The organism is Streptomyces sp. NPDC006335, assembly GCF_040612795.1.
GTDB lineage: Bacteria > Actinomycetota > Actinomycetes > Streptomycetales > Streptomycetaceae > Streptomyces.
Map to the genome: position 1 here is coordinate 116,910 of NZ_JBEXQX010000020.1, position 21,558 is coordinate 138,467.

The following is a 21,558-nucleotide window of genomic DNA, read 5'->3' on the forward strand; positions in this document are numbered from 1 at the left end:
GAGGTGAAGGGAGAGCCGCCCATGATCACGTTCCCCACCGCACGAGACGTACGGACCACCCCGGAAGGGCTGCTGTGGGAGCCCAGCGAGCGCTGGGTGCGCGGCCGCAAGGGGGAGGTCACGGTCGTCGACAGCCGGCACCCCGTCCTCGTCTGGGAGCCCGACGTCCCCGTCCCGCTGTACGCCTTCCCGCGCGCCGACGTCCGCGAGGACCTGCTCCGCCCGGCGAAGAACCCCGCGACGGGGACCCACACCGGCTCCCAGGTCTTCTACGACCTCGACGTCGACGGCGAGCTCGTCGAGAACGCCGCCTGGACCTTCCCGGCCGCCGACCTCGCCGACCACATCGCCTTCGCGTGGTTCCGGCGCTGGGGGACCGGCCTCGACCACTGGTACGAGGAGGAGGAAGAGATCTTCATCCACCCCCGTGACCCGCACAAACGCGTCGACGCCATGCCCAGCAGCCGCCATGTCCAGGTCGAGATCGACGGAATGCTCGTCGCCGACACCCGCCGCCCCGTCCTGCTCTTCGAGACCGGCCTGCCCACGCGGTACTACATCCCGCGCGAGGACGTCCGCCTCGACCTCCTGGAAGCCACCGACCACCACACCGGCTGCCCCTACAAGGGCACCGCCGCGTACTGGTCGGTGGGCGGCCACGAGAACATCGTCTGGAGCTACCCCGACCCGCTCCCCGCCGTGGCTGCCGTCAAGGGACTTCTCGCGTTCTTCAACGAGGCCGTCGACATCACCGTGGACGGGGAGCGCCTGGAGCGGCCGGTGACCCCCTTCACCGGAACCGTGAAGTGATCAGGGCCGCCCGCCCCGCTCCAGAGGGATCCGCTCGCCCGCCTCGACCGCCACCGGCAGCCGGTTCTCGGTCGGCGGGAGCGGGCAGGTGGCCAGGTCGGTGTAGGCGCAGGGCAGGTTCGCCGCCCGGTTGAAGTCGATCGTGACCCTGCCGTCGGCGTCGGGCGGCGCGATCTGGAGGGAGCGGTTCGCCGCGTAGGTCGTCACGCCCGAGGTCTTGTCGGTGAACAGCACCATCAGGGCGCCGGGACCCCGCCCGTTGAACGCGGTCAGCCGGTGCCGTGCGCCCTCCAGCTCGAACTCGACCTGCCCCGGGGAGTCGTAGACGTGCTCCAGGCCCTCCACCGCGGCCCCCACGGTCACCGGGCGCGGCTCGTCGTACGGCAGGAAACGGCCCTCGACCACCCAGCGCGGGTCCGGCGCGAACGCGGGCGTGTACGTGAACGCCGTACGCAAGGCGCTGTCGGGGTGGCGGGGGCGCAGGACGTCGTTGCCGCCGCGCCGGGCGATCTCCAGGCGGGCCTCGCCCCAGTCGGCGTACACGCTGTCCCGCTCGGCGATCACTCCGAAGGAGTACCGGCCCCGCACGGTCTGCCCGTCCACGGTCAGCTCCTCGCCCTCGGCCAGCTCGACCACCACCCCGTCGGCGGTCGCCGACCAGGCGCCGGGGGCGTCCTCGAAGCGGCCGGGCTCCGGGCTCAGCCAGTGCAGGCCCGTGATCGCGAGGAATCCGTGCGGTCCGGAGAGCACCGCCTCCTTCTGCCGGTGCCACTCCTCCCACTCCTGAACGAAGCCCATGTCCACTCCCTGGTACGGCGGCGTGCTGTCCTGGGTGACAACCCCCGTACCTGCGCGAATCATCCCCAAACCGTCCGCGACACGTGACCTGACTCTCATGGCCACCGGCCGCCTTTGCCGAGACCATGGGGGCGTCACCGGCAGGCCGAAGGGAACGGGAATGCTCCGCAAGGTACTGGTCGCCAACCGTGGTGAGATCGCGATCCGGGCGTTTCGCGCGGGTTATGAGGTGGGCGCGAGGACGGTCGCCGTCTTCCCCCACGAGGACCGCAACTCACTGCACCGACTCAAAGCCGACGAGGCCTACGAGATCGGCGAACCGGGCCATCCCGTGCGGGCCTATCTCTCCGTCGACGAGATCATCCGCGCCGCCCGCCAGGCCGGCGCCGACGCCGTCTACCCAGGCTACGGCTTCCTCTCCGAGAACCCCGAGCTCGCCAGGGCCTGCGAGGAGGCGGGCATCACCTTCGTCGGCCCCAGCGCCGACATCCTCGAACTGACCGGCAACAAGGCCCGCGCGGTCGCCGCCGCCCGCGCCGCCGGAGTGCCGGTCCTGGGCTCCTCGGCGCCCTCGGACGACGTGGACGAGCTGGTCAGGGCCGCCGACGAGATCGGCTTCCCGGTGTTCGTGAAGGCCGTCGCCGGTGGCGGCGGGCGCGGTATGCGGCGGGTCGAGGACCCCGCCCAGCTCCGCGAGTCCATCGAGGCGGCCGCGCGCGAGGCCGCCTCCGCCTTCGGCGACTCGACCGTCTTCCTGGAGAAGGCCGTCGTCGAGCCCCGCCACATCGAGGTGCAGATCCTCGCCGACGGCCAGGGCAACGTCATCCACCTCTACGAGCGGGACTGCTCGGTGCAGCGCCGCCACCAGAAGGTGATCGAGCTCGCGCCCGCCCCCAACCTCGACCCGGACCTGCGGGACCGCATCTGCGCCGACGCCGTCCGCTTCGCCCGCGAGATCGGGTACCGCAACGCGGGCACCGTCGAGTTCCTCCTCGACCGCGAGGGCAACCACGTCTTCATCGAGATGAACCCGCGCATCCAGGTCGAGCACACGGTCACCGAGGAGGTCACCGACGTCGACCTCGTCCAGGCCCAGCTCAGGATCGCCGCCGGCGCCACCCTCGCCGACCTCGGTCTCTCCCAGGAGGCGATCCGGCTCCACGGCGCCGCCCTCCAGTGCCGTATCACCACCGAGGACCCCGCCAACGGCTTCCGCCCGGACACCGGCCGCATCAGCGCCTACCGCTCGCCCGGCGGCTCCGGCATCCGGCTCGACGGCGGCACCACCCACGCCGGTACGGAGATCAGCGCCCACTTCGACTCGATGCTGGTCAAACTCTCCTGTCGGGGCCGGGACTTCACCACCGCGGTCAACCGGGCCCGGCGCGCCGTGGCCGAGTTCCGCATCCGCGGGGTGGCCACCAACATCCCGTTCCTCCAGGCCGTCCTCGACGACCCGGACTTCCAGGCGGGCAACGTCACCACGTCGTTCATCGAGCAGCGCCCGCACCTGCTGACGGCTCGTCAGTCCGCCGACCGGGGCACGAAGTTGCTGACCTACCTGGCCGACGTGACGGTCAACAAGCCGCACGGTGAGCGGCCCGAGTTGATCGACCCGGTCTCCAAGCTGCCCAGGACCCCGGACATCGAGCCGCCCGCGGGCTCCAAGCAGAAGCTCACCGAGCTGGGCCCCGAAGGCTTCGCGCGGTGGCTGCGCGAGTCGCCGACCATCGGCGTCACCGACACCACGTTCCGCGACGCCCACCAGTCGCTGCTCGCCACGCGCGTGCGCACCAAGGACATGCTCGCCGTCGCCCCGGCGGTCGCCCGCACCCTGCCCGAACTGCTCTCCCTGGAGTGCTGGGGCGGCGCCACCTACGACGTGGCCCTGCGCTTCCTCGCCGAGGACCCCTGGGAGCGCCTCGCCGCCCTGCGCGAGGCCGTCCCCAACATCTGCCTCCAGATGCTGCTGCGCGGCCGCAACACCGTCGGCTACACCCCGTACCCGACCGAGGTGACCGACGCCTTCGTGCAGGAGGCCGCCGAGACCGGCATCGACATCTTCCGCATCTTCGACGCCCTCAACGACGTCAGCCAGATGCGCCCCGCGATCGAGGCGGTACGCGCCACCGGCACCTCGATCGCCGAGGTCGCCCTCTGCTACACCTCGGACCTGTCCGACCCGAACGAACGCCTCTACACCCTCGACTACTACCTGCGCCTCGCCGAGCAGATCGTCGACGCGGGCGCGCACGTCCTGGCCGTCAAGGACATGGCGGGCCTGCTGCGCGCCCCCGCCGCGGCCAAGCTGGTCTCGGCACTGCGCCGGGAGTTCGACCTCCCGGTCCACATCCACACCCACGACACCGCGGGCGGCCAGCTCGCCACCTACCTGGCCGCGATCCAGGCGGGCGCCGACGCGGTCGACGGTGCCGTGGCCTCCATGGCCGGCACCACCTCGCAGCCCTCCCTCTCGGCGATCGTCGCCGCGACCGACCACTCCGACCGGCCGACCGGCCTGGATCTGCGCGCGGTCGGCGACCTGGAGCCGTACTGGGAGAGCGTCCGCCGCGTGTACGCCCCCTTCGAGGCCGGCCTCGCCTCCCCGACCGGGCGCGTCTACGACCACGAGATCCCCGGCGGCCAGCTCTCCAACCTGCGCACCCAGGCCGTCGCCCTCGGCCTCGGCGACCGCTTCGAGGACATCGAGGCGATGTACGCGGCGGCGGACCGGCTCCTCGGGCATCTGGTGAAGGTCACCCCGTCCTCCAAGGTGGTCGGTGACCTCGCCCTGCACCTGGTCGGCGCCGGTGTCGACCCCAAGGAGTTCGAGGAGACCCCGGACCGCTTCGACATCCCCGACTCGGTGATCGGCTTCCTGCGCGGGGAGCTCGGCACCCCGCCCGGCGGCTGGCCCGAGCCCTTCCGCAGCAAGGCGTTGCAGGGCCGCGCCGACGCCAAGCCCGTCCAGGAACTGAACGCCGAGGACCGCGCCGGCCTGGAGAAGGACCGCCGCTCGACCCTGAACCGGCTCCTGTTCCCCGCCCCGACCCGCGAGTTCGAGACCCACCGCCAGTCCTACGGTGACACCAGCCTCCTGGACAGCAAGGACTTCTTCTACGGTCTTCGGCCGGGCAAGGAGTACGCCGTCGACCTGGAGCCCGGTGTGCGGCTCCTCATCGCGCTGGAGGCGATCGGCGAGGCCGACGAGCGGGGCATGCGCACGGTGATGTCCACGCTCAACGGCCAGTTGCGGCCAATCCAGATCCGTGATGCCGCCGTCTCCTCGGACATCCCGGCCACGGAGAAGGCCGACCGTTCCAACTCCGGCCATGTCGCCGCCCCGTTCGCCGGAGTGGTCACGCTCGCGGTCTCCGAGGGCGACGAGGTGGCGGCCGGGGCCACCGTGGCCACCATCGAGGCCATGAAGATGGAGGCCTCGATCACCGCCGCGAAGGCCGGCCGGGTCTCCCGCCTCGCCATCAACAAGATCCAGCAGGTGGAGGGCGGTGACCTGCTCGTCGAGATCGCCTGAGCCGTCGACCTGGCGGTGGCGGGGAGGAGCCCTTGTCATGACAGTGATCCACGAGATCAACACCATTGTCTGGCTGGGCGAGTTGAGCCACCGCTACGACCGTCCCGTCACCCTGGGTGACGTGCCCGGCGAGGTCTGGGACCGCGTCGCACCGCGCGGTGTCGACACCGTGTGGCTGATGGGCGTGTGGGAACGCAGCCAGGCCGGACGGGAGATCGCCCTGCGCGACCAAGGGCTCATGGCCTCCTTCCGCGAGGCCCTGCCCGACGTCACCGAGGCGGACATCGCCGGATCGCCGTACTGCGTACGGAACTACGTCGTGGACTCCTCCCTCGGCGGCCCGGCGGGACTGGCCGCCGCCCGCACCCAACTGGCCGCGCGGGGAGTGCGGTTGATCCTCGACCACGTCCCCAACCACGTGGCCCCCGACCACCCCTGGCTCACCTCGGCCCCCGACCGCCTCGTCCGGGGCACCGCCGACGACCTGGCCCGCGCCCCGGCGGACTTCGTCGAGACCGGGGGAGGGATCCACGCCCGCGGCCGCGACCCCTACTTCCCGCCCTGGCCGGACGTCGTCCAGCTGAACGCCTTCAGCGACGCCCTGCGGGAGGCGACCGTCGCGACCCTCGTGTCCATCGGAGACCAGGCCGACGGCGTGCGCTGCGACATGGCCATGCTGATGATGAACGACATCTTCGGGACGACCTGGGGAGACCGGGCGGGCACGGCCCCCGCCGAGGACTTCTGGTCGTACGTCATCCCGCGCGTGCGGGCCCGCCACCCCCGCCTCCTCTTCGTCGCCGAGGCCTACTGGGACCGCGAACACGCCCTCCAGCAGCAGGGCTTCGACCACTGCTACGACAAGCGCCTGTACGACCGCCTCCTGCACGAGGACGCCGGCTCCGTCCGCGCCCACCTCGCCGCCGACCCCGCCCACCAGCGCGGGCTCGTCCGCTTCCTGGAGAACCACGACGAACCGCGGGCCGCCGCCACCCTGCCAGGCGACCGGGGACGCGCGGCGGCCGTGGTCGTGGCGACCCTGCCAGGCGCCACGCTCTGGCACGAGGGCCAGTTCGACGGCCGCCGGGTGCGAACGCCCGTGTTCCTGAGGCGCAGGCCGCAGGAGCCCGTCGACGAGCCCCTGCGCGACTTCCACGCCCGGCTGCTGCCCGCCGCTGCCGCCGTGCGCCGGGGGGACTGGCGGCCGCTGACCCCGGAGGGCGGGCCGGGCAACGACACCCACCAGCACCTGCTCGCCTGGACCTGGACGCACGCCGACGCCCGCCACCTGGTCGTCGTCAACGACTCCGACCGTCCGGCCCGGGCGCGGCTGCCCCTGCCCTGGCACGACCTGCGGGGCCGTTCCTGCCGGGCGACCGACCTGCTCAGCGGGGCGGTCCTAGACCGTGACGGGGACGAACTGACCGACTCCGGTCTGTTCGTGTCCCTGGCCGCCTGGGGGTACCACGTCCTCGAGTGGTGACGGCCGCGACAGGGGCGTACGGTCGAACGGAGATTATGAGCACCGACCCGCAGGCGAGTTCTGCACCGAGGACCACCCCACCGGACTCCGGCGGGGGCGGTAACGCCATGGCGTTGCTGGTCATCGCGTCCTGCCAGCTCATGGTCGTGCTCGACATCACCATCGTGAACATCGCGCTCCCGGACATCCAGCGCTCCCTGGACTTCTCCACCACCAGCCTGGCCTGGGTGGTCAACGCGTACACCCTCACCTTCGGCGGGTTGCTGCTGCTCGGCGGCAGGACCGGAGACATCCTCGGCCGACGTCGCATGTTCGTCTGCGGAGTGCTGCTGTTCGTGCTCGCCTCGCTGCTCGGCGGCCTCGCCCAGAACGAGGCCCAACTCCTCGCGGCCCGCGCCCTCCAGGGCGTAGGCGGCGCCATCGCCTCCCCGACCGCCCTCTCCCTGGTCAGTACGACCTTCCGCGAAGGCCCCGAGCGCAACCGGGCGTTCGGCGTCTTCGCCGCGGTCTCGGCGGGCGGCGGCGCGATCGGGCTGCTGGCCGGCGGAGTCCTCGTCGAGTGGCTGAACTGGCGGTGGGTGCTGTTCGTCAACGTGCCCATCGGAGTGCTCATCGCGCTCGCCACGCCCCGTTGGATCCGCGAGTCCGAGCGCCATCCCGGCAACTTCGACATCACCGGGGCGCTGACCGCCACCGCGGGCATGGTACTGCTGGTGTACGGCTTCATCCGGGCCGCCCAGGAAGGCTGGCGGGACGCCCTCACCCTGGGCTCCTTCGCCGCGGCGGTCGTCCTCCTCGCGGTGTTCGTGCTGGTCGAGAAGCGTTCCCGGCAGCCGATCACCCCGCTGCACATGTTCGCCGACCGCAACCGCGCGGGCACCTACGGCATCATGCTGTGCCTGGCCGCGGCCATCTTCGGCATGTTCTTCTTCCTGACGCTCTTCGTGCAGAACGTCCTGGACTTCAGCCCCCTGGCGACCGGGTTCGCGTTCCTGCCGGTCAGCGCGGTCATCGCGATCGGTGCCGGTCTCGCCTCGCGGTTCCTGCCCGTCTACGGGCCCAAGCCCTTCATGGTGGGCGGCGCGATCCTCGCCGCGGCGGGGCTGGCCTGGCTGACCCTGACCGACGTCCACTCCACCTACGCGGGCAGCGTCCTCGGGCCGATGCTGGTCTTCAGCCTCGGCATGGGCATGGAGTTCGTGTCGCTGACCTTGATGGCGCTCTCCAACGTGCCCACCCAGGAGACCGGCGCGGCCTCCGGGCTCCTCAACGCCACCCAGCAGGTGGGCGGTTCGCTCGGGCTGTCCATCCTGGTCACCATGTTCGGCACGGCCAGCACCAACGAGGCGGAGAAGCAGGTCCCGCGCTTCCTCGCCCAGGCCACCCCGGCCGAGCGGCGGCTCTTCGCCCGCACCGGCGAACTCCCGGGCTCCTGGGGCGACGAGGTGCTGACCGCCGGTGTCTCGGCCGCCTTCGTGGTGGCCGCGATCTTCACGGTGCTCGCCGCCCTCATCGCCGTCGTGGTCATCCAGGTCCGCCCCTCCGACCTGGAACGCCTCAAGGGCGGCCCGCCGCTGCCGCAGGGATGAGACCGAGGCGCTGGGCGTGCAGCACCGTGCTGACGCGGTCGTGCGTGCCGAGCTTGCGGTAGATGTTGGCGATGTGCTTGTGGACCGTACGCTCGGATATCCCGAGCCTGCGGCCTATCGACACGGCGGTCAGGGCGTCGCCGAGCAGGAGCAGCACCGTGGTCTCCCGGGGCGTGAGCGCCACGTCGGCCGCCTCCTCGGAAGGGAGGTTGAGCCTTCGCAGGAGTTGCCGCTGCTGTTCGACGGCGGCCAGCAGGGGCTGCAACTGCTCGGCCAGACGCAGTTCGTCGTCGGTGAAGTCCCGCCCGGAGCGGTACACCAGGCAGCCGGTGACCGGCGTCGTCGACTGCGGCAGTGGGATCCCCAGCACGTGATCGACGTCCAGGAGGTCGTCGAGCAGCCGCGCGGTCGGGCTCCCGGACCAGGAGCGGCCGGCCACCCGTCGCGCGGTGACCGGCGTACGGTCCGCTCGGCCCGCGTAGTGCCCGGCCAACGGGTAGCTCGCGCGCAGCAGTCCCGTCTCCTCGTCGCCGAGCGCGGTGAACTCCGCGTCGACACCGGGGGACAGCCCCAGCGTGCCCTCGCTCTCGTTCCAGTCGTCCAGCTTGTAGATCAGGGCGTCACCGCCGCACAGGACCGGCAGCTCGCCCGCCAGCAGGGGCCACAGTCGCTCAGGGTCGCGTTCGTGGAGCGCGGCCACGGCGACCGACAGCACCCGCTCATACGCAGTTGTACCCATACCGGCCCAGTACCTCGCTGACCCACACTTCATCCGAGCAACATCGACGTTCTCGCATGTACTCCAGCACATTGAAGCTCCGGCGGGCCGCAGTGGGGGGAGGGCGGCCCGTCGGATACGCCTGTCCCCCCGCGGGGACGGCAACGCCGGCCGCGACTCGTGCGGGCCGCCGGCACGGGGGACCGGCGGCCCGCACGGGCCTGTCCCTACTGGTCCGGCGCCTCCAGGGTGGGGCCCGGCGCCGGCTCCGGGTTGAACACCGGGTGGTAGCTCTCCGGTGGCGCGAGATAGGTGGCGGGCAGGCCGCCGGTGTCGATCACGATCTGATCCACCGCGATCGCCGGATCGACCATGAAGATCCTCAGCACATGCTCCCCGGCCTCAGCGACCGTCACGGTGGCGGTCAGCCGCTCGACACCGTCCTCCACCTGGCGGGCCCAGGCGTCCCCCCGGTTGCCGGTCGCGACGGCCTGCCCCGACAGGACGGTCACCGGCTGGTCGTCGAGTCCGACGGCCACCCGCCGCTGCCCGCGCTCGTCCAGCGAGGGCAGCCGGAAGACGGTGACACGGAAGGTGCCGGTACTGGCGAACCGCACCCGGTACCTCAACTCCGGTGCCCGGGAGGCGACGTCACCGGTGATCGGGGCCGCCGTCGACGGAACGGCCTCCACGGCTCCCGTACGACGCCCGAGTCCGCGCACGGTCCGCCAGCGGCAGCCGCCCCGCGCCACCCTCCGGTCGGCGTGCGCCGCGTCGATCGACACGTGACCGTGGGCCTCCACGAAGCCACGCGCTCGTCTGCGGGCGTTGACCACCCGCAGCGGCACGTCATGGCGCTGCCCGGCGCCCGTGAAGGTGACCGTGGCCTCCTGCGCCCCCTCGGGCGCGCGCTCCCAGTCGATCTCCACCCACACCCGCCGCTGCTCGGTCAGCGAGCCTCCGGAGGTACTGAGCACCACCCAGGGGTGACTGGCCTCGGCCGTCCAGTCCAGGGGCAGGAAACCGGTGTTGAAGACATCGACGAAGCGTCGGTCGCGGGTGTACGAGGAGAACGACAGCGGCCGGGCCGCCCCGGTCTCGTTCCCCTCGGCAGCCACCCCGAGCCCCGAGGTCTCCTGCCGGGGCACCCTGGTGACGGCCGGGCGCCCCGGCGCCTTCGGGATCTGGGACGGATACGGGTTGACGATCCCGTCCCATTTCCCGCCCGCCACCTGGGTGTTGTAGCGGCTGGTGAGCGCGGCCTCCGCCGAGTGCGCGGCCAGCGCGAGGTCCGCGAAGCGGTTGGTCCCGGCCCCGCGGCCCTGCCGGACTGCGAGCGCGTTGCGGTCCGCCCAGTAGTACTTCAGGTTCATCAAGTAGGCGCCGTGCACCGGGTACTCGACCAGCTCGTAGAAGGCGTCCCGGTACGCCTCGGGGAGCTCGCCCCCCACCGCCCGTACCCGCGCGAGGAGCCGTTCGTACGCCGCCATCCGGCGCCCCGCCTCGTCGCCGTGGTGGACGACGGAGACGAGGCCCGCCGCGATGAACTCCGGCCGCAGTTCACCGGCGAGCCGGTAGTACTCCGTGCGGATCGCGGCGATCTCACGGGCGTGGCGCCGCCCGAACTGCCGGCCGGCCCATTCGGCGAGGAAGCCCTCGACGTCGTCGGCCTCCCAGCGGTCCACGTCCCAGGCCATGTCCATCGCGAAGGACAGGCCGGTCTCGATCGACTTGAGGTCACCGACGTTGAAGATCCACATGCGGTCGGTGCCGTGCTCGTACACCCTCCGCAACTCCTGCCACACCTTGGCCACTTGGGTGGTGTCCAGCCACAGATAGCTCTTCGGGCGGCCCCAGTAGGAGAGGTGGTAGTAGATCCCGTTGCCGCCCGGCCGCGCCCGCTCCGACTCGTTCGGCAACTGGCGCATGTTGCCGTGGTTGTCGTCCGGCCAGATCAGCGTGACGTCGTCCGGGACCTGGACGCCCGCGTTGTACAGGTCCAGGACCTCCTTGTACGGGATGAAGATCTGAGGTTCGGCCGCGGAGCCGACCTCTTCGGCGAGGATCCTGCGCTGGTCGGCGATGATGTCGTTCATCACCACGACCTTCTCCGGGATCGTGGTGGCGTACTTCGTCTCCAGCGCGCTGTCGTGCAGCCCGCGCATGCCGAGCGTCCAACTGCTCTCGTAGGCGGCGTTCTGCCTCGCCCGGGCCCTCCAGTAGTCGGAGATGACGGCGGGGTTGACCGTGTAGTCGTAGACCGGCGCGCTGCCGTCGGGGTTCGGGTGCTCCGCGATCCACGGCTCCCACTCGTGGACCCCGTTGCGCAGCAGGGCCTCGGGGTGACTGGAGCCGACGACGATGCCGTAGCGGTCGGCGAGTTCGGGGTTCTCCCGGTACTTGTTGAAGAAGTCGGAGTACGGATGCATCGCCGGCCAGAGGTAGTTGGCCTTCAGACGCAGCAGCAGCTCGAAGACGCGCCGGTACGTCTCCGGGCCGATGTTCTTGTCGGTCTCCTGGGTGCGGTGGGACCAGGTGGTCAGGTTCTGCTCGTCGTTGATGAAGACGCCGCGGTAGCGGACCGAGGGTTCGTGACGGGTGAACGGGCCCGCGGGGACGGTCACCGTGTCCCGGCGCTCGACGGGGACGTCGGCCCACCAGTACCAGGGGGAGACGCCGATGCGCTCCGAGGTGTCGTAGACGCCGTATACGGTCCCGCGCCGGTCGCTCCCGGCGATCACCAGGGCGCGGTCGACGCCGGGCAGCGGACGCTCGACCACCTGGGTCACGGACGCCTCCCAACGGCCCTTCACCCGGGAGACGTCCAGGCGGCCCCGAGCGGCGAGGCGGTCGATGGCGGGGCTCGCTCCGAGGGTGCCCACCAGGACGAGGAGGGGGGCGTTGCGGGGCAGGGCGCGCAGGAGGTCGGGTCTCGTCCCGGAGACCCGTTCGATGTCCGCCTGGAGGTCTCCGGCGGCGCGGACGACGGCGGGGTCGTCCGCCGCGTCCACGAAGATGCCGACGGCCTTGCCTGCCGCCGCCAGCGGGAAGTCGGGGCGGCCCGACGAGGCCGCGTGGGCGCTCGCCGGGATCACACCGGGGAGGAAGGGGACCGCGCCGACGGCGGCCATTCCCCGGAGGAAGGACTTGCGGGTCCATTGCTGGTGCGGCACGAGACGCTCCCCCAGATTGGCATGGTCAGGCCAGAAAGCGCTTTCTCCGGAACCCTAGGCGAGGCGCACGGGGGCGTCCAGAGGTCTGCGTGAAGGGAGTTGCGTACGTGTCGCGTTCTCGCGGGGTGGGTCGGGCGGGGCCGTACCCGCTTCTCGCGGTGTGGGTCAGGCGGGCCGTACCGCGCCGCGGATGATCGACTCACCGGTCGGGTAGATCGACTCCTCGCGGATGGACGACCCGGGGCCCGGCGCGTGGATCATCATGCCGTTGCCGGTGCACAGGCCCACGTGGCTGAAGTCGTCGTGGAAGAAGACGAGGTCGCCGGGTTGCATCGCGTACAGCGGTACCGCCGTGCCCGAGCTCGCCTGACCGAGGGAGGTGCGGGGGAGGGAGACGCCCGCGACCTTCCAGGCGGCCTGGGTGAGCCCCGAGTTGTCGTACGACCCCGGACCCGCAGCGCCCCAGAGGCAGGGCTTGCCGATCTGGGAGCGGGCGAAGGCGAGCACCTGGATGACCTTCGAGTCGTAACCGGGGTCGGGGGCGGGGAGGTCGGCGTCGGTGGTGGGGAGGCCGGGGGTCGGCGTCGGCGCCGGGGCCGAGGTCAAGGGGGTGGCGGCGGGGACCGGGGTCGGCCGGGGTGCCTGCCAGGACGGTTCGGGGGTGCGGGGGGAGGGGATGAGCGGGGTGCTCTGCGTGGTGTCGACCGGCGGGGGTGCGAGCGGGGCGGTGAGGGCGGAGTACTCGGGGTGTCCCGTGGTGGCTTGCGCGGGGAACTCGGAGAGGCCCGCGGTGGTCGGGGCGGGGTAGTCGGAGAACCCTGCGGTGGGGGTGGACTGGGTGGAGTACTCGGGGTACCCCAAGGTGGTCTGCGTGGAGTACTCGGGGAAGCCCGTGGTGGTCTGCGCGGGGTACTCGGGGAAGCCCGTGGTGGTCTGCGCGGGGTACTCGGGGAAGCCGGTGGCCGCTGGTGTCGCGTACTCCGGCAGGCCGGTGCCGAGTTGACCGCTGTAGTCCGTGAAGCCGGTGGTGGTCGGCGCGGTGTACTCGGGCAGGGCGGTGCCCGGTTGGCCGGTGAGGTCGGGGTATCCGGTGCCGATCCGCGGGCTGTACTGGGGGAAGCCCGTGGCGGTCGACGCGGCGGTGTACTCCGGGAAGCCGGTGTCGGTCTGCGCGGTGTACGTCGGAGGCGCGGTGACGGGCTGCGGGCTGTACTCGGGAACACCGGTGACGAGTTGTGGTCCGTACTCGGCGGTGCCGGTGACGGGCTGCGGTGTGTACTCCGGAACCCCGGTGACGAGGGGTGAGGCACCCAGGGCGGGGATCTCCCCGGTGCCGGTGAGGTCCTGTGGGGCCGGTTCCGGAGCCCATGTGGGCGACTGGGCCGGGGCGGCGGCGAGCGCGGCCGGTGCGGGCTGCGGTGCGGTGGGCAGGGCGGGCACGGGTGTGGCGGTGAGTTCCGGCACGGACCGTTCGGCCGGCTTCCGGTCGCGTGCCGCCGGGGGGCCGCTTGCCGGGCGACGGCTGCCCGTCTCGGCACGGCGGTTGGCGACGCGGTCGGACGGCAGGGTCGCCTCGACCATGGGCCCCGTCTTCGCGCGGGCCATGCCGTACCACTGCTTGGCGATGTCGTCGAGGGCGGGATCACTGCCCGCCCTCCTGCCGCCTCCGGTGGTCGACGAACCGGTGCGGTCACGGGTACTCGACGCCGTTCGGGCCGCGCGCGTGGCGTTGTAGGTGCCGGAGTCGTTCTCGGCCCGGTCGTAGAGGTTGGTGACCCGTCGGCTCACCTCGTCACGGCTCGGGCCTTCGTCCGCCGCGGCGTTCGCGGTCTGCGAGAGGAGGGCCGCGGAGGCCATGGCGGCCGTCGCGAGGGCGGAGTTGCGCTTGGCGGGGAGGCTGAACCCTCCATTGCGCGAAGTTCGATCCGGCGCCATGAAAGATGTGCCCCTTCCGTCGTGCTGCTCGCCCGTCAACTTAGCCAACTTGTGAGGCTCGCGTGAAGATTGAAGTGTGAAAAGCGTGAGATGTAACTGTGACCTTCGTCGCGTACGGGCCGCTGCTCCCGCTGACGGTCAGTTCCGGCCGCGCTGTTCGCGCCACGCCTCGTAGTGGTCGAGGACCGTCTCCTCGACCGGCCGGTAGGCGAGGCCGAGTTCGCGCACACTGCGGCCGTTGTCCACGCGGAAGCGGATGCCGAGGTGCTTGCGGATGTAGTCCTGGGTGAGGCCGAAGGCGGGGCCCAGCACGCGCACGGGCCAGTGGGGGAGCGCGGTGCGCGGGATGCGCGGGTCGCGGGGGTGGCGGGTGCGGATGATGCGGGCCATCTCGTGGAACGACGTCATCCTCTCCGCGGCCACGATGTAACGGCCCTTCGCGTCGGGGTTCTCGGCCGCCGCGATGTGAGCTTCGGCCACGTCCCGGACGTCGACCGTGGTGAAGCTGAAGTCGGGGGCGCCGTAGAAGAAGTAGCCCTTGAAGAGCTCCTCCAGGAGGAAGAGGCTGCCGGACTCGGAGGCCGGCGTGAGCGAAGGGCCGAGGATCAGGCCGGGGTTGAGGCAGACCATGCTCCAGCGGTCCTGCGCGGCCTCCGCGTCCCAGGCGGCACGCTCGGCGACCGTCTTGGCGTAGTGGTACGGGTTGTTCTCCACGGTGCTACTGGTGTTGAAGTACTTCTCCGACAGGACCTGCCCGTCCATGTTCCGTACGTCGGAGTAGTCGCCGAAGATCGCACCGACCGTGGAGGTGAGGACGAGCCGCTCCACGGACGGCGTCCGCTCGATGCCGGCCAGGACGTTGCGGGTGCCGATCAGAGCCGGGTCGACCATGTCCTTCTGGCCGTCCTTGATCTTCTCCGGCATGAAGAACGGCGAGGCCACGTGGAAGACCACGCGGCAGCCGGCCATGGCCTCGTCGAAGGAGCGCTCCTTGAGGAGATCCGCCTCGAACAGCGTGAGCCTGCCGGGGAACTCGGCCTGCATGTCCCGCAGCGGGCGCACCTTCGCCGAGTTGGCGAGACCGCGCACGGTGGCGTGCACCTCGTAACCGCGCTCCAGCAGCCGCCGTACCAGATGGCTGCCGACGAAACCGCTGCCACCGGTCACCAGGACCCCGCCCGACTCCGCACCCATGCCGTCGCCCCTCCGTCCAGAGGGTGACATTGAAGCACCGGCGGATCTTCGGCGGGAGGTGGTCGGGCTCTGCCACAGCGCCTCTCGGGCCGGTCAGGGCTCTTCTCGCAAGCGCGACCAGGTTTGGGTGTCGAGACCGTCGTGGGGGCCGATGCGGGACAGTTCGGTGCCGTCGTGTGCCAGCGCCACGACGACGGGACGTGGTCCGCGGCCGACATGGCTGGACGACGTCCAGACGGCGATGAGCTTGCGGTGCTCGGGAACTCCGACACGGCGGGCACCGACGAGCACGTGACCCACGTCCCGCCCGAGTCGCACCTTGACGCAGCCGATCCACAGGGCCGTGGCGAGGGAGTGCGGGAAGTCGCGGCCGCGGGCGAGGCCGAGGGTGCCCGCGCCGTCGCGTACGTCGAGCACACCGACATCGACGGGGTCGTCTCCGGATCCGCTGCCGCCCCCGACGCAGCGCCACCGCTCGCCGTGCCGCTCCAGGAGCGCGAGGTGCTCCCGCGTCCTCGGTGACGCCGGACGCCACACGGCCCAGACCGCTCCGACCCCGGCAGCGACGTCGACATCGACCGACACCACGGTCAGCACGCGCCGGGGCAACCACCACGGCTGCGACTCGCCTCCCGCGAGCACCCGCTCCACCACGCCCCGCAGAAAGGTCTCCCACCGGGGCCCCGCCCGCAGGGCCTCTTCTCGCGTGCGCATGAGGCTGCCCTACCCGGCATGGCCGAGCGTCAGCCCGCCTGCCGCGCGTCATCCCGTTCGGGGCGGTCCCGTCAGCGGGGGAGTGGCGGCCCCGTCACCAACGCGGCAACCGGAGTTCGTAGTCGGGCTGGAAGCGCCGCATGTACCCGGTGTCGTCGCGGCTGCGTACCCCGGAGTCGACGTACAGGCGGTGCAGCCGCTCCAGGGCGTCGTGGTCGAGCTCGACGCCTAGGCCCGGGCCCGTCGGGACCTTTACCTCGCCGTCGCGGAACTCCAGGACGCCGGGGAGGACGACGTCGTCGGCCGAGTTCCACGGGTAGTGCGTGTCGCAGGAGTGGTCGAGGTTCGGGATCGCCGCGGCCACATGGGTCATGGCGGCCAGGCTGATGCCCAGGTGCGAGTTGGAGTGCATGGAGAGGGCCAGCCCGAACGCCTCGCAGACCGCGGCTAGTTCACGGGTGCGGCGCAGGCCGCCCCAGTAGTGGTGGTCGGTGAGGAGCACCTGGATCGCGTTCTGCTCGATCGCGGGCCTGAGATGCTCCCAGGCGATCACGCACATGTTGGTGCCCAGCGGCATCGGCGCGTCCTTCGCCACCGCCGCCATGCCCTCGATGCCCTTGGTCGGGTCCTCCAAGTACTCCAGCACGCCGTCGAGTTCACGGGCGACGTACTTCGACGTCTCCACCGTCCACGCCACGTTGGGGTCCAGGCGCAGCGGCTGCCCCGGGAACGCCTCCGCGAGCGCCCTGATCGCGGCGATCTCCTCGTCGGGCGGGAAGACGCCGCCCTTGAGCTTGAACGACCTGAACCCGTACCGCTGTTGCATCAGCCGGGCCTGTTCCACGATGCCGGCCGGGTCCAGGGCCGCGCCCCAGTCGTCGCCGACCGGGGCTCGGCCGTCGAGGGCCGGGTGCTCGGCCCACTTGTAGAAGAGGTACGCGGCGAACGGCACCGAGTCCCGGACCGTCCCGCCGAGCAGGTCGCTGACCGGGCGGTCGAGCAGCTTGCCCTGCGCGTCGAGGCAGGCCACCTCCACGGCGGAGGTCGTCCAGCCGCGTTCGTGCGAGGAGGGGACCGTGGGCAGCAGGGCGGCGTCGATCGCGGCGGCGACGGCCGTGGTGTCGAAGACGTCCATGCCCACGACGACCTTGGCGGCTGCCTCAAGTCGCTCCAGGCGGGCCACTCCACCGGGGGACTCGCCGAGTCCCACCGTGCCGTCCTCCAGGACGAGTTGGAGGATGATCCGCAGGGCGAGGGGCTCGTGCACGCCGTTGGAGTTGAGCAGCGGCGGGTCGCGGAAGGCGATCGGGGTGACGATCAGCTCCTTGATCCGGGTCGGGTCGCTCATGCGCCGACCACCTCCAGGCCGTGGTCGATGAGCTTGGACAGCCGTGCGACGTGCTCCGGGGTCGGGTCGACCAGGGGCGCCCGTACGCCACCCACGTCCAGGCCCCGCAGGGCCACTCCTGACTTGACCAACGCCACGGCGTACCCCGGTACCTCGTCGCGGAGTCGGACGAGGGGGCCGTAGAACTCGTCGAGGAGTGTGTCGAGAAGCGGTCGGTCGCCCGCGGCGAGGGCCCGGTGGAAGGCGAGGGCGATCTCGGGCGCGAAGGCGAACACGGCGGAGGAGTACAGGGAGACGCCGATGCCCTGGTAGGCGGGTGCGGTCATCTCCGCCGTGGGGAGGCCGTTGAAGAACTGGAAGTCCTCCGTGCCGGGTACGGCCCGTACCGCGCGGACGATGCGGTGCATCCGCTCGATGTCACCGAGGCCGTCCTTGAGGCCGACGACCTTGGGGAGCGCGGCGATCTCGGCCGCCGTCCCCTCGGTGAGGCGGGCGGTGCCGCGCTGGTAGAAGATCACCGGCAGGTCGCTCGCGGCGGTGACCTCCTCGACGTAGCGCACCAGGCCCTGCTGCGGGGCCGTCACCAGGTACGGCGGGAGCAGCAGGATGCCGTCGGCGCCCGCGCGGGCGACGCGGGCCGCGTGGTCGCGGGCGACCGGGGTGGGGCCGCCCGCGGCGGCGAGGACCGGCACCCGGCCCGCGGTCGTCTCGACCGCGACCCGGGTGGCCCGCTCCAGCTCGTCGGGCGTCAGCGCGTGGAACTCACCGGTGCCGCAGGCGACGAACACGCCTCCGGCGCCGGCCGCGACACCGTTCTCGATGTGCTGGGCGAGCCGTTCCTCGTCCAGCGAGCCGTCCGCGGTGAACGGTGTCACCGGGAAGAACAGCACTCCTTGGAACTTCATGTCTCCCTCAAACGTGGGGGGTCGGGGTCAGCCCTTCGTGGCGCCGGCGGCGATGCCGGTGACCAGGGAGCGCTGGAGGAGCAGATAGACGATCAGACTGGGGATCAGGGCGATGACCGCGCCGGCCAGGACCACACCGGAGCCGACCACGGGGTCGGTGCGCAAGGTGGCCAGGGCGACGGTGACCGTGTAGTCGGTGGGGTCCTTGGCCGCGATCAGGGGGAGCAGGTACTGGTCCCAGATCATGATGAAGCCGAGGACGCCGGCCACGCCGAGCGCGGGCTTGCACAACGGCAGGATGATCTGCCACAGCATCCGCAGCTCGCCGACCCCGTCGAGACGGGCGGCCTCCTCGATCTCGTCCGGGATGTCCCGCATGAACTCGGTCAGCATCATCACCGAGAAACCCCAGGCGCCCAGCGGCAGGATGACGCCCCAGACCGTGCCCTTCAGGTCCACGTGGACCACCGGCACATCACCGAGGACCAGGGACAGCGGGATCGCGATGACCTCCTCGGGCAGCATCAGCGTCATCATGAACAGCATCATGATCAGCGCCTGCCCGCGGAACCGGTGGCGCGCCAGCGCGTAGGCCGCGAGGGTGCACACCGCGAGTTGGAGGAGCAGTCCGCCGCCCGCGATGACCAGCGAGTTGCCGAGGTAGTCCCACATGCCCTGCGCGCCGGCCACCTTGAAGTTCGACAGGGTGGTGTCGTGCGGCAGGAACGACAGCGAGGAGCCGCTGGGGTGGGTGGTGAAGGCGCCCGAGAAGATGGTGAGGAACGGTGCCGCGAAGATCGCGAGCGCGATCACGCAGAGCAGGATCCTCAGCCCCCAGGCGAGGCCGGGCCTGTCGTTCCAGCCGAGGGCGGTGTCGAAGCGGGCCGGGGTGGTCCGCTGCTCCTTGGTGGTCCGCCCGGCCGGGGTGTCAGGGGCCGCCGGCCGGGCGGAGTCGATGGTGGGGGCGCTCATCGCGCTTCTCCCCTCTTGCGGAAGTGGTTGACCGTGACGGTGAGCAGCAGCGTCACGCAGAGCAGGACGACCGAGGCCGCCGAGGCGCCGCCGATGTCGTTGCGGGTGAAGCCCAGGGTGTAGGCGCGGGTCATCCAGACGTCGGTCGACCCGGCGGGGCCGCCGCCGGTGAGGACGTAGACCTCGGTGAACACGCGCAGTCCGCGGATGGTGGCGAGGGTGAGCACGATCATGAGCGCCGGACGGATCGCGGGCAGCGTGACGTGGCGCAGCCGCTGCCACAGCGAGACGCCGTCCATCGCGGCGGCCTCGTACAGCGAGCGGTCCACGCCCGCCAGACCGGCGAGGAAGATCACCATGTTGTACGGGGCCCAGATCCAGATGCCCATCACCATCGTCGAGTAGAGCGCGATGTTCGGGTTGTCGAGGAACTGGACGGTCCCGAGCCCGAAGAAGTGCAGGCCGCTGTTGATCAGGCCGTCGGAGGTCGGGTAGTACATCAGCCGCCACAGCTCGCCGACGACCGCGGTGGCGGTGACGGCGGGCAGGAAGACCGCGGTACGCAGGAACTTCAGCGAGCGGGCCTGGCCCTCCAGGAGCAGTGCGAGGGCGAACCCGAGCAGGATCGCGCCGACCGCCTGGCCGAGGCCGAGGATCAGCGTGTGACCGATCGCGTCCTGGAAGCGGTGGTCGGTCAGGACCCTCGTGTAGTTGTCCAGGCCGATCCACTGGTCGCCGAGGAAGGGCCGCACGTCGAAGAAGCTGAGCCAGATGCCCTTGGCCATCGGCCAGAACTTGAAGACCAGGGCGAGCACCAGCCCCGGGGCCAGGAAGAGCCAGGGGACGACGGCCCTCTTGTTGACGGCTCTGCGAGCCGCGGGGGCGGGGACGGTAGCGGTCATTTCAGCAGCCCCTGGTCCTTGAGGTCACCGGCGAGCGTGTCGTTGAGCTCCTTGAGCTGGGAGCGGACGTCACCGCCGCAGTACGTGAAGATCGAGTTCAGCGCGTCGGCGGTGTCCTGCTTGATCGGCGCGAAGTCCGGCGCGTTCGGGAACTGCTGGGAGGCGTCCTCGTAGGCCTTCTGTACGACGCTCCAGCGGGCGTCGTTCCTGACCTTCGCCGCGTCCAGCGTGGAGTTGACGGGGATGCGGACGACGGGCTGGTGGCCGTCGACGCTGGTCATGGCGATCCTCTGGCCCTCGGGCGACACCAGGAAGGAGGCCAGTGCGAGCTCCTGCCTGTCCTTGCCGGTCCTGGCACCGAGGTAGACGTTCTCGCCGTCGGCCAGCACATCACCGCCGGCCGGGCCCGCTGGGGCCGGGACGACCTCGTACGTGTTCTTGCCGGGCGTGGCGTCGAAGGTGGTGATGTTGTACGGGCCGGTCATGTACATCCCGGCGTTGCCGTCCTGGAAGTTGGTGGCCGTGCCCGTGACGGCGGTGATCGCGCCGGGCTGGACGACACCCTTGCTGCCGCAGAAGAGGTTCTTCTTCATCCAGGTCACGGCGTCGACCGCGGCCGCCGAGTCCATGGCCGGGATGTACTTGCCCTGCCCGTCCGCCTTGATGATCTGCGCGCCGCCCTGCCACAGGAAGCTCGCGCCCCACCAGGCCGCGTAGCCGTTCTGGGCGCTGGCCGGAGCGACGATGCCGTAGGTGTCGGCCTTGCCGTCGCCGTCCGGGTCCTCGGTGGCGAAGGCCTTGGCGACGGCGAGCATCTGCTGCCAGGTCGTCGGCGCCTTCAGTCCGAGCTTTTTCAGCCAGTCCTTGCGGATCATCAGGGTCTGGGCCTGACGGGAGTACGGGATGCCGTAGTGCTTCCCGTCGATGCCCACGGTGGAGGACCAGGACTTGGCGGTGATCTGGTCGCCGCCCGCGACCGACGCGGGGTCGATGGGCTTGAGCAGGCCCTGGCTCTGGTAACTGCCCATCAGCGCCGTGTCGTTGATCATGACGTCCGGCAGGTCCTTGGTGGACGCCCGGCTCTGGAGCTGCTGGTCGAAGTTGATGACCGGCTGGTAGTCGATCTTTATGCCGGTCTTCCTGGTGAAGGCGGCGAAGACCCGGTCGTAGGTGGCGGCCGAGTCCGGATTGCTCCGGGTCCAGACCTCCAGCGTGTTCGGATCGCTGCTGCCCGCGCTGCCGGAGCCGGAGCCACAGGCGGCCGTTCCGAACATCAGTCCCACGACGGTTGCCGCCGCGGCCAGGCGGCGACGTCGTCGGCGATCGCCCATGGACACTCTCCGTTCATATCCGTGAACCCGCTTCACGAATCTAAATGATCGGCCAAGCTACGGATTGTTTCTTCCATATGTCAAGACATGGCTGAGAGTCTTCACAGAGGCTGTGCATCAGCCCATCGGGGAACACTGCTGAGGCGGTGGT

15 protein-coding genes are annotated in these 21,558 nt (G+C 71.0%); 4 read left to right on the top strand and 11 right to left on the bottom strand.

Features of this window, described 5'->3' with window-relative positions:
- Window positions 1–21 precede the first annotated feature (21 nt).
- Entirely contained in the window at window positions 22–810 is a 789-nt protein-coding gene (locus tag ABZ098_RS37770; RefSeq protein WP_356598283.1) for a DUF427 domain-containing protein, read from the top strand.
- Here the strand turns inward: ABZ098_RS37770 and ABZ098_RS37775 are convergent, their stop codons facing one another.
- Entirely contained in the window at window positions 811–1,608 is a 798-nt protein-coding gene (locus tag ABZ098_RS37775) for a DUF1684 domain-containing protein (protein WP_356598285.1), read from the bottom strand.
- 160 nt (window positions 1,609–1,768) lie between these two features.
- On the opposite strand from ABZ098_RS37775, the gene ABZ098_RS37780 reads away from it, so the two are divergent.
- From ABZ098_RS37780 to ABZ098_RS37790, 3 genes are all read left to right on the top strand, one after another.
- Entirely contained in the window at window positions 1,769–5,143 is a 3,375-nt protein-coding gene (locus tag ABZ098_RS37780) for a pyruvate carboxylase (RefSeq protein WP_356598287.1), read from the top strand.
- Between the two features lie 37 nt (window positions 5,144–5,180).
- Window positions 5,181–6,626, top strand: coding sequence for an alpha-amylase (locus ABZ098_RS37785; protein WP_356598289.1), 1,446 nt, complete (start codon window positions 5,181–5,183; stop codon window positions 6,624–6,626).
- 107 nt (window positions 6,627–6,733) lie between these two features.
- Entirely contained in the window at window positions 6,734–8,215 is a 1,482-nt protein-coding gene (locus tag ABZ098_RS37790) for an MFS transporter (protein WP_356598359.1), read from the top strand.
- Here the strand turns inward: ABZ098_RS37790 and ABZ098_RS37795 are convergent.
- From ABZ098_RS37795 to ABZ098_RS37840, 10 genes are all read right to left on the bottom strand, one after another.
- Window positions 8,184–8,954, bottom strand: coding sequence for a LuxR C-terminal-related transcriptional regulator (locus ABZ098_RS37795; protein ID WP_356598291.1), 771 nt, complete (start codon window positions 8,952–8,954; stop codon window positions 8,184–8,186). The genes ABZ098_RS37790 and ABZ098_RS37795 overlap by 32 nt on opposite strands.
- A 206-nt stretch (window positions 8,955–9,160) precedes the next feature.
- Window positions 9,161–12,064 carry a glycosyl hydrolase 115 family protein gene (locus tag ABZ098_RS37800; RefSeq protein WP_356598361.1) on the bottom strand — a complete coding sequence of 968 codons (2,904 nt, stop codon included), beginning with the start codon at window positions 12,062–12,064 and terminating at the stop codon, window positions 9,161–9,163.
- 207 nt (window positions 12,065–12,271) lie between these two features.
- Complete coding sequence (locus ABZ098_RS37805) at window positions 12,272–14,041, bottom strand: NlpC/P60 family protein (RefSeq protein WP_356598293.1); 1,770 nt, start codon at window positions 14,039–14,041, stop codon at window positions 12,272–12,274.
- Between the two features lie 138 nt (window positions 14,042–14,179).
- On the bottom strand, window positions 14,180–15,235 hold the full coding sequence (locus ABZ098_RS37810; RefSeq protein WP_356598295.1) for an NAD-dependent epimerase/dehydratase family protein: 1,056 nt from the start codon (window positions 15,233–15,235) through the stop codon (window positions 14,180–14,182).
- A gap of 93 nt (window positions 15,236–15,328) precedes the next feature.
- The gene (locus ABZ098_RS37815) at window positions 15,329–15,949 is read right to left on the bottom strand and encodes a hypothetical protein (RefSeq protein ID WP_356598297.1); all 621 of its coding nucleotides are present in this window, start codon (window positions 15,947–15,949) and stop codon (window positions 15,329–15,331) included.
- Window positions 15,950–16,043: 94 nt separating this feature from the next.
- Window positions 16,044–17,297 (bottom strand): glucarate dehydratase family protein, encoded by a 1,254-nt coding sequence (locus ABZ098_RS37820; RefSeq protein WP_356598299.1) that lies wholly within the window; start codon window positions 17,295–17,297, stop codon window positions 16,044–16,046.
- Window positions 17,294–18,202, bottom strand: a complete 909-nt coding sequence (locus ABZ098_RS37825; RefSeq protein ID WP_356598301.1) for a 5-dehydro-4-deoxyglucarate dehydratase — start codon at window positions 18,200–18,202, stop codon at window positions 17,294–17,296. Before ABZ098_RS37825 ends, ABZ098_RS37820 begins: the two co-directional genes overlap by 4 nt.
- Before the next feature lie 27 nt (window positions 18,203–18,229).
- Window positions 18,230–19,174, bottom strand: coding sequence for a carbohydrate ABC transporter permease (locus tag ABZ098_RS37830; RefSeq protein WP_356598303.1), 945 nt, complete (start codon window positions 19,172–19,174; stop codon window positions 18,230–18,232).
- Window positions 19,171–20,076: a sugar ABC transporter permease gene (locus ABZ098_RS37835; RefSeq protein ID WP_356598305.1), complete on the bottom strand. Its 906-nt coding sequence runs from the start codon at window positions 20,074–20,076 to the stop codon at window positions 19,171–19,173. Before ABZ098_RS37835 ends, ABZ098_RS37830 begins: the two co-directional genes overlap by 4 nt.
- The gene (locus ABZ098_RS37840; RefSeq protein ID WP_356598307.1) at window positions 20,073–21,407 is read right to left on the bottom strand and encodes a sugar ABC transporter substrate-binding protein; all 1,335 of its coding nucleotides are present in this window, start codon (window positions 21,405–21,407) and stop codon (window positions 20,073–20,075) included. The genes ABZ098_RS37835 and ABZ098_RS37840 overlap by 4 nt, the downstream gene beginning before the upstream one ends.
- Between the last annotated feature and the right edge of the window lie 151 nt (window positions 21,408–21,558).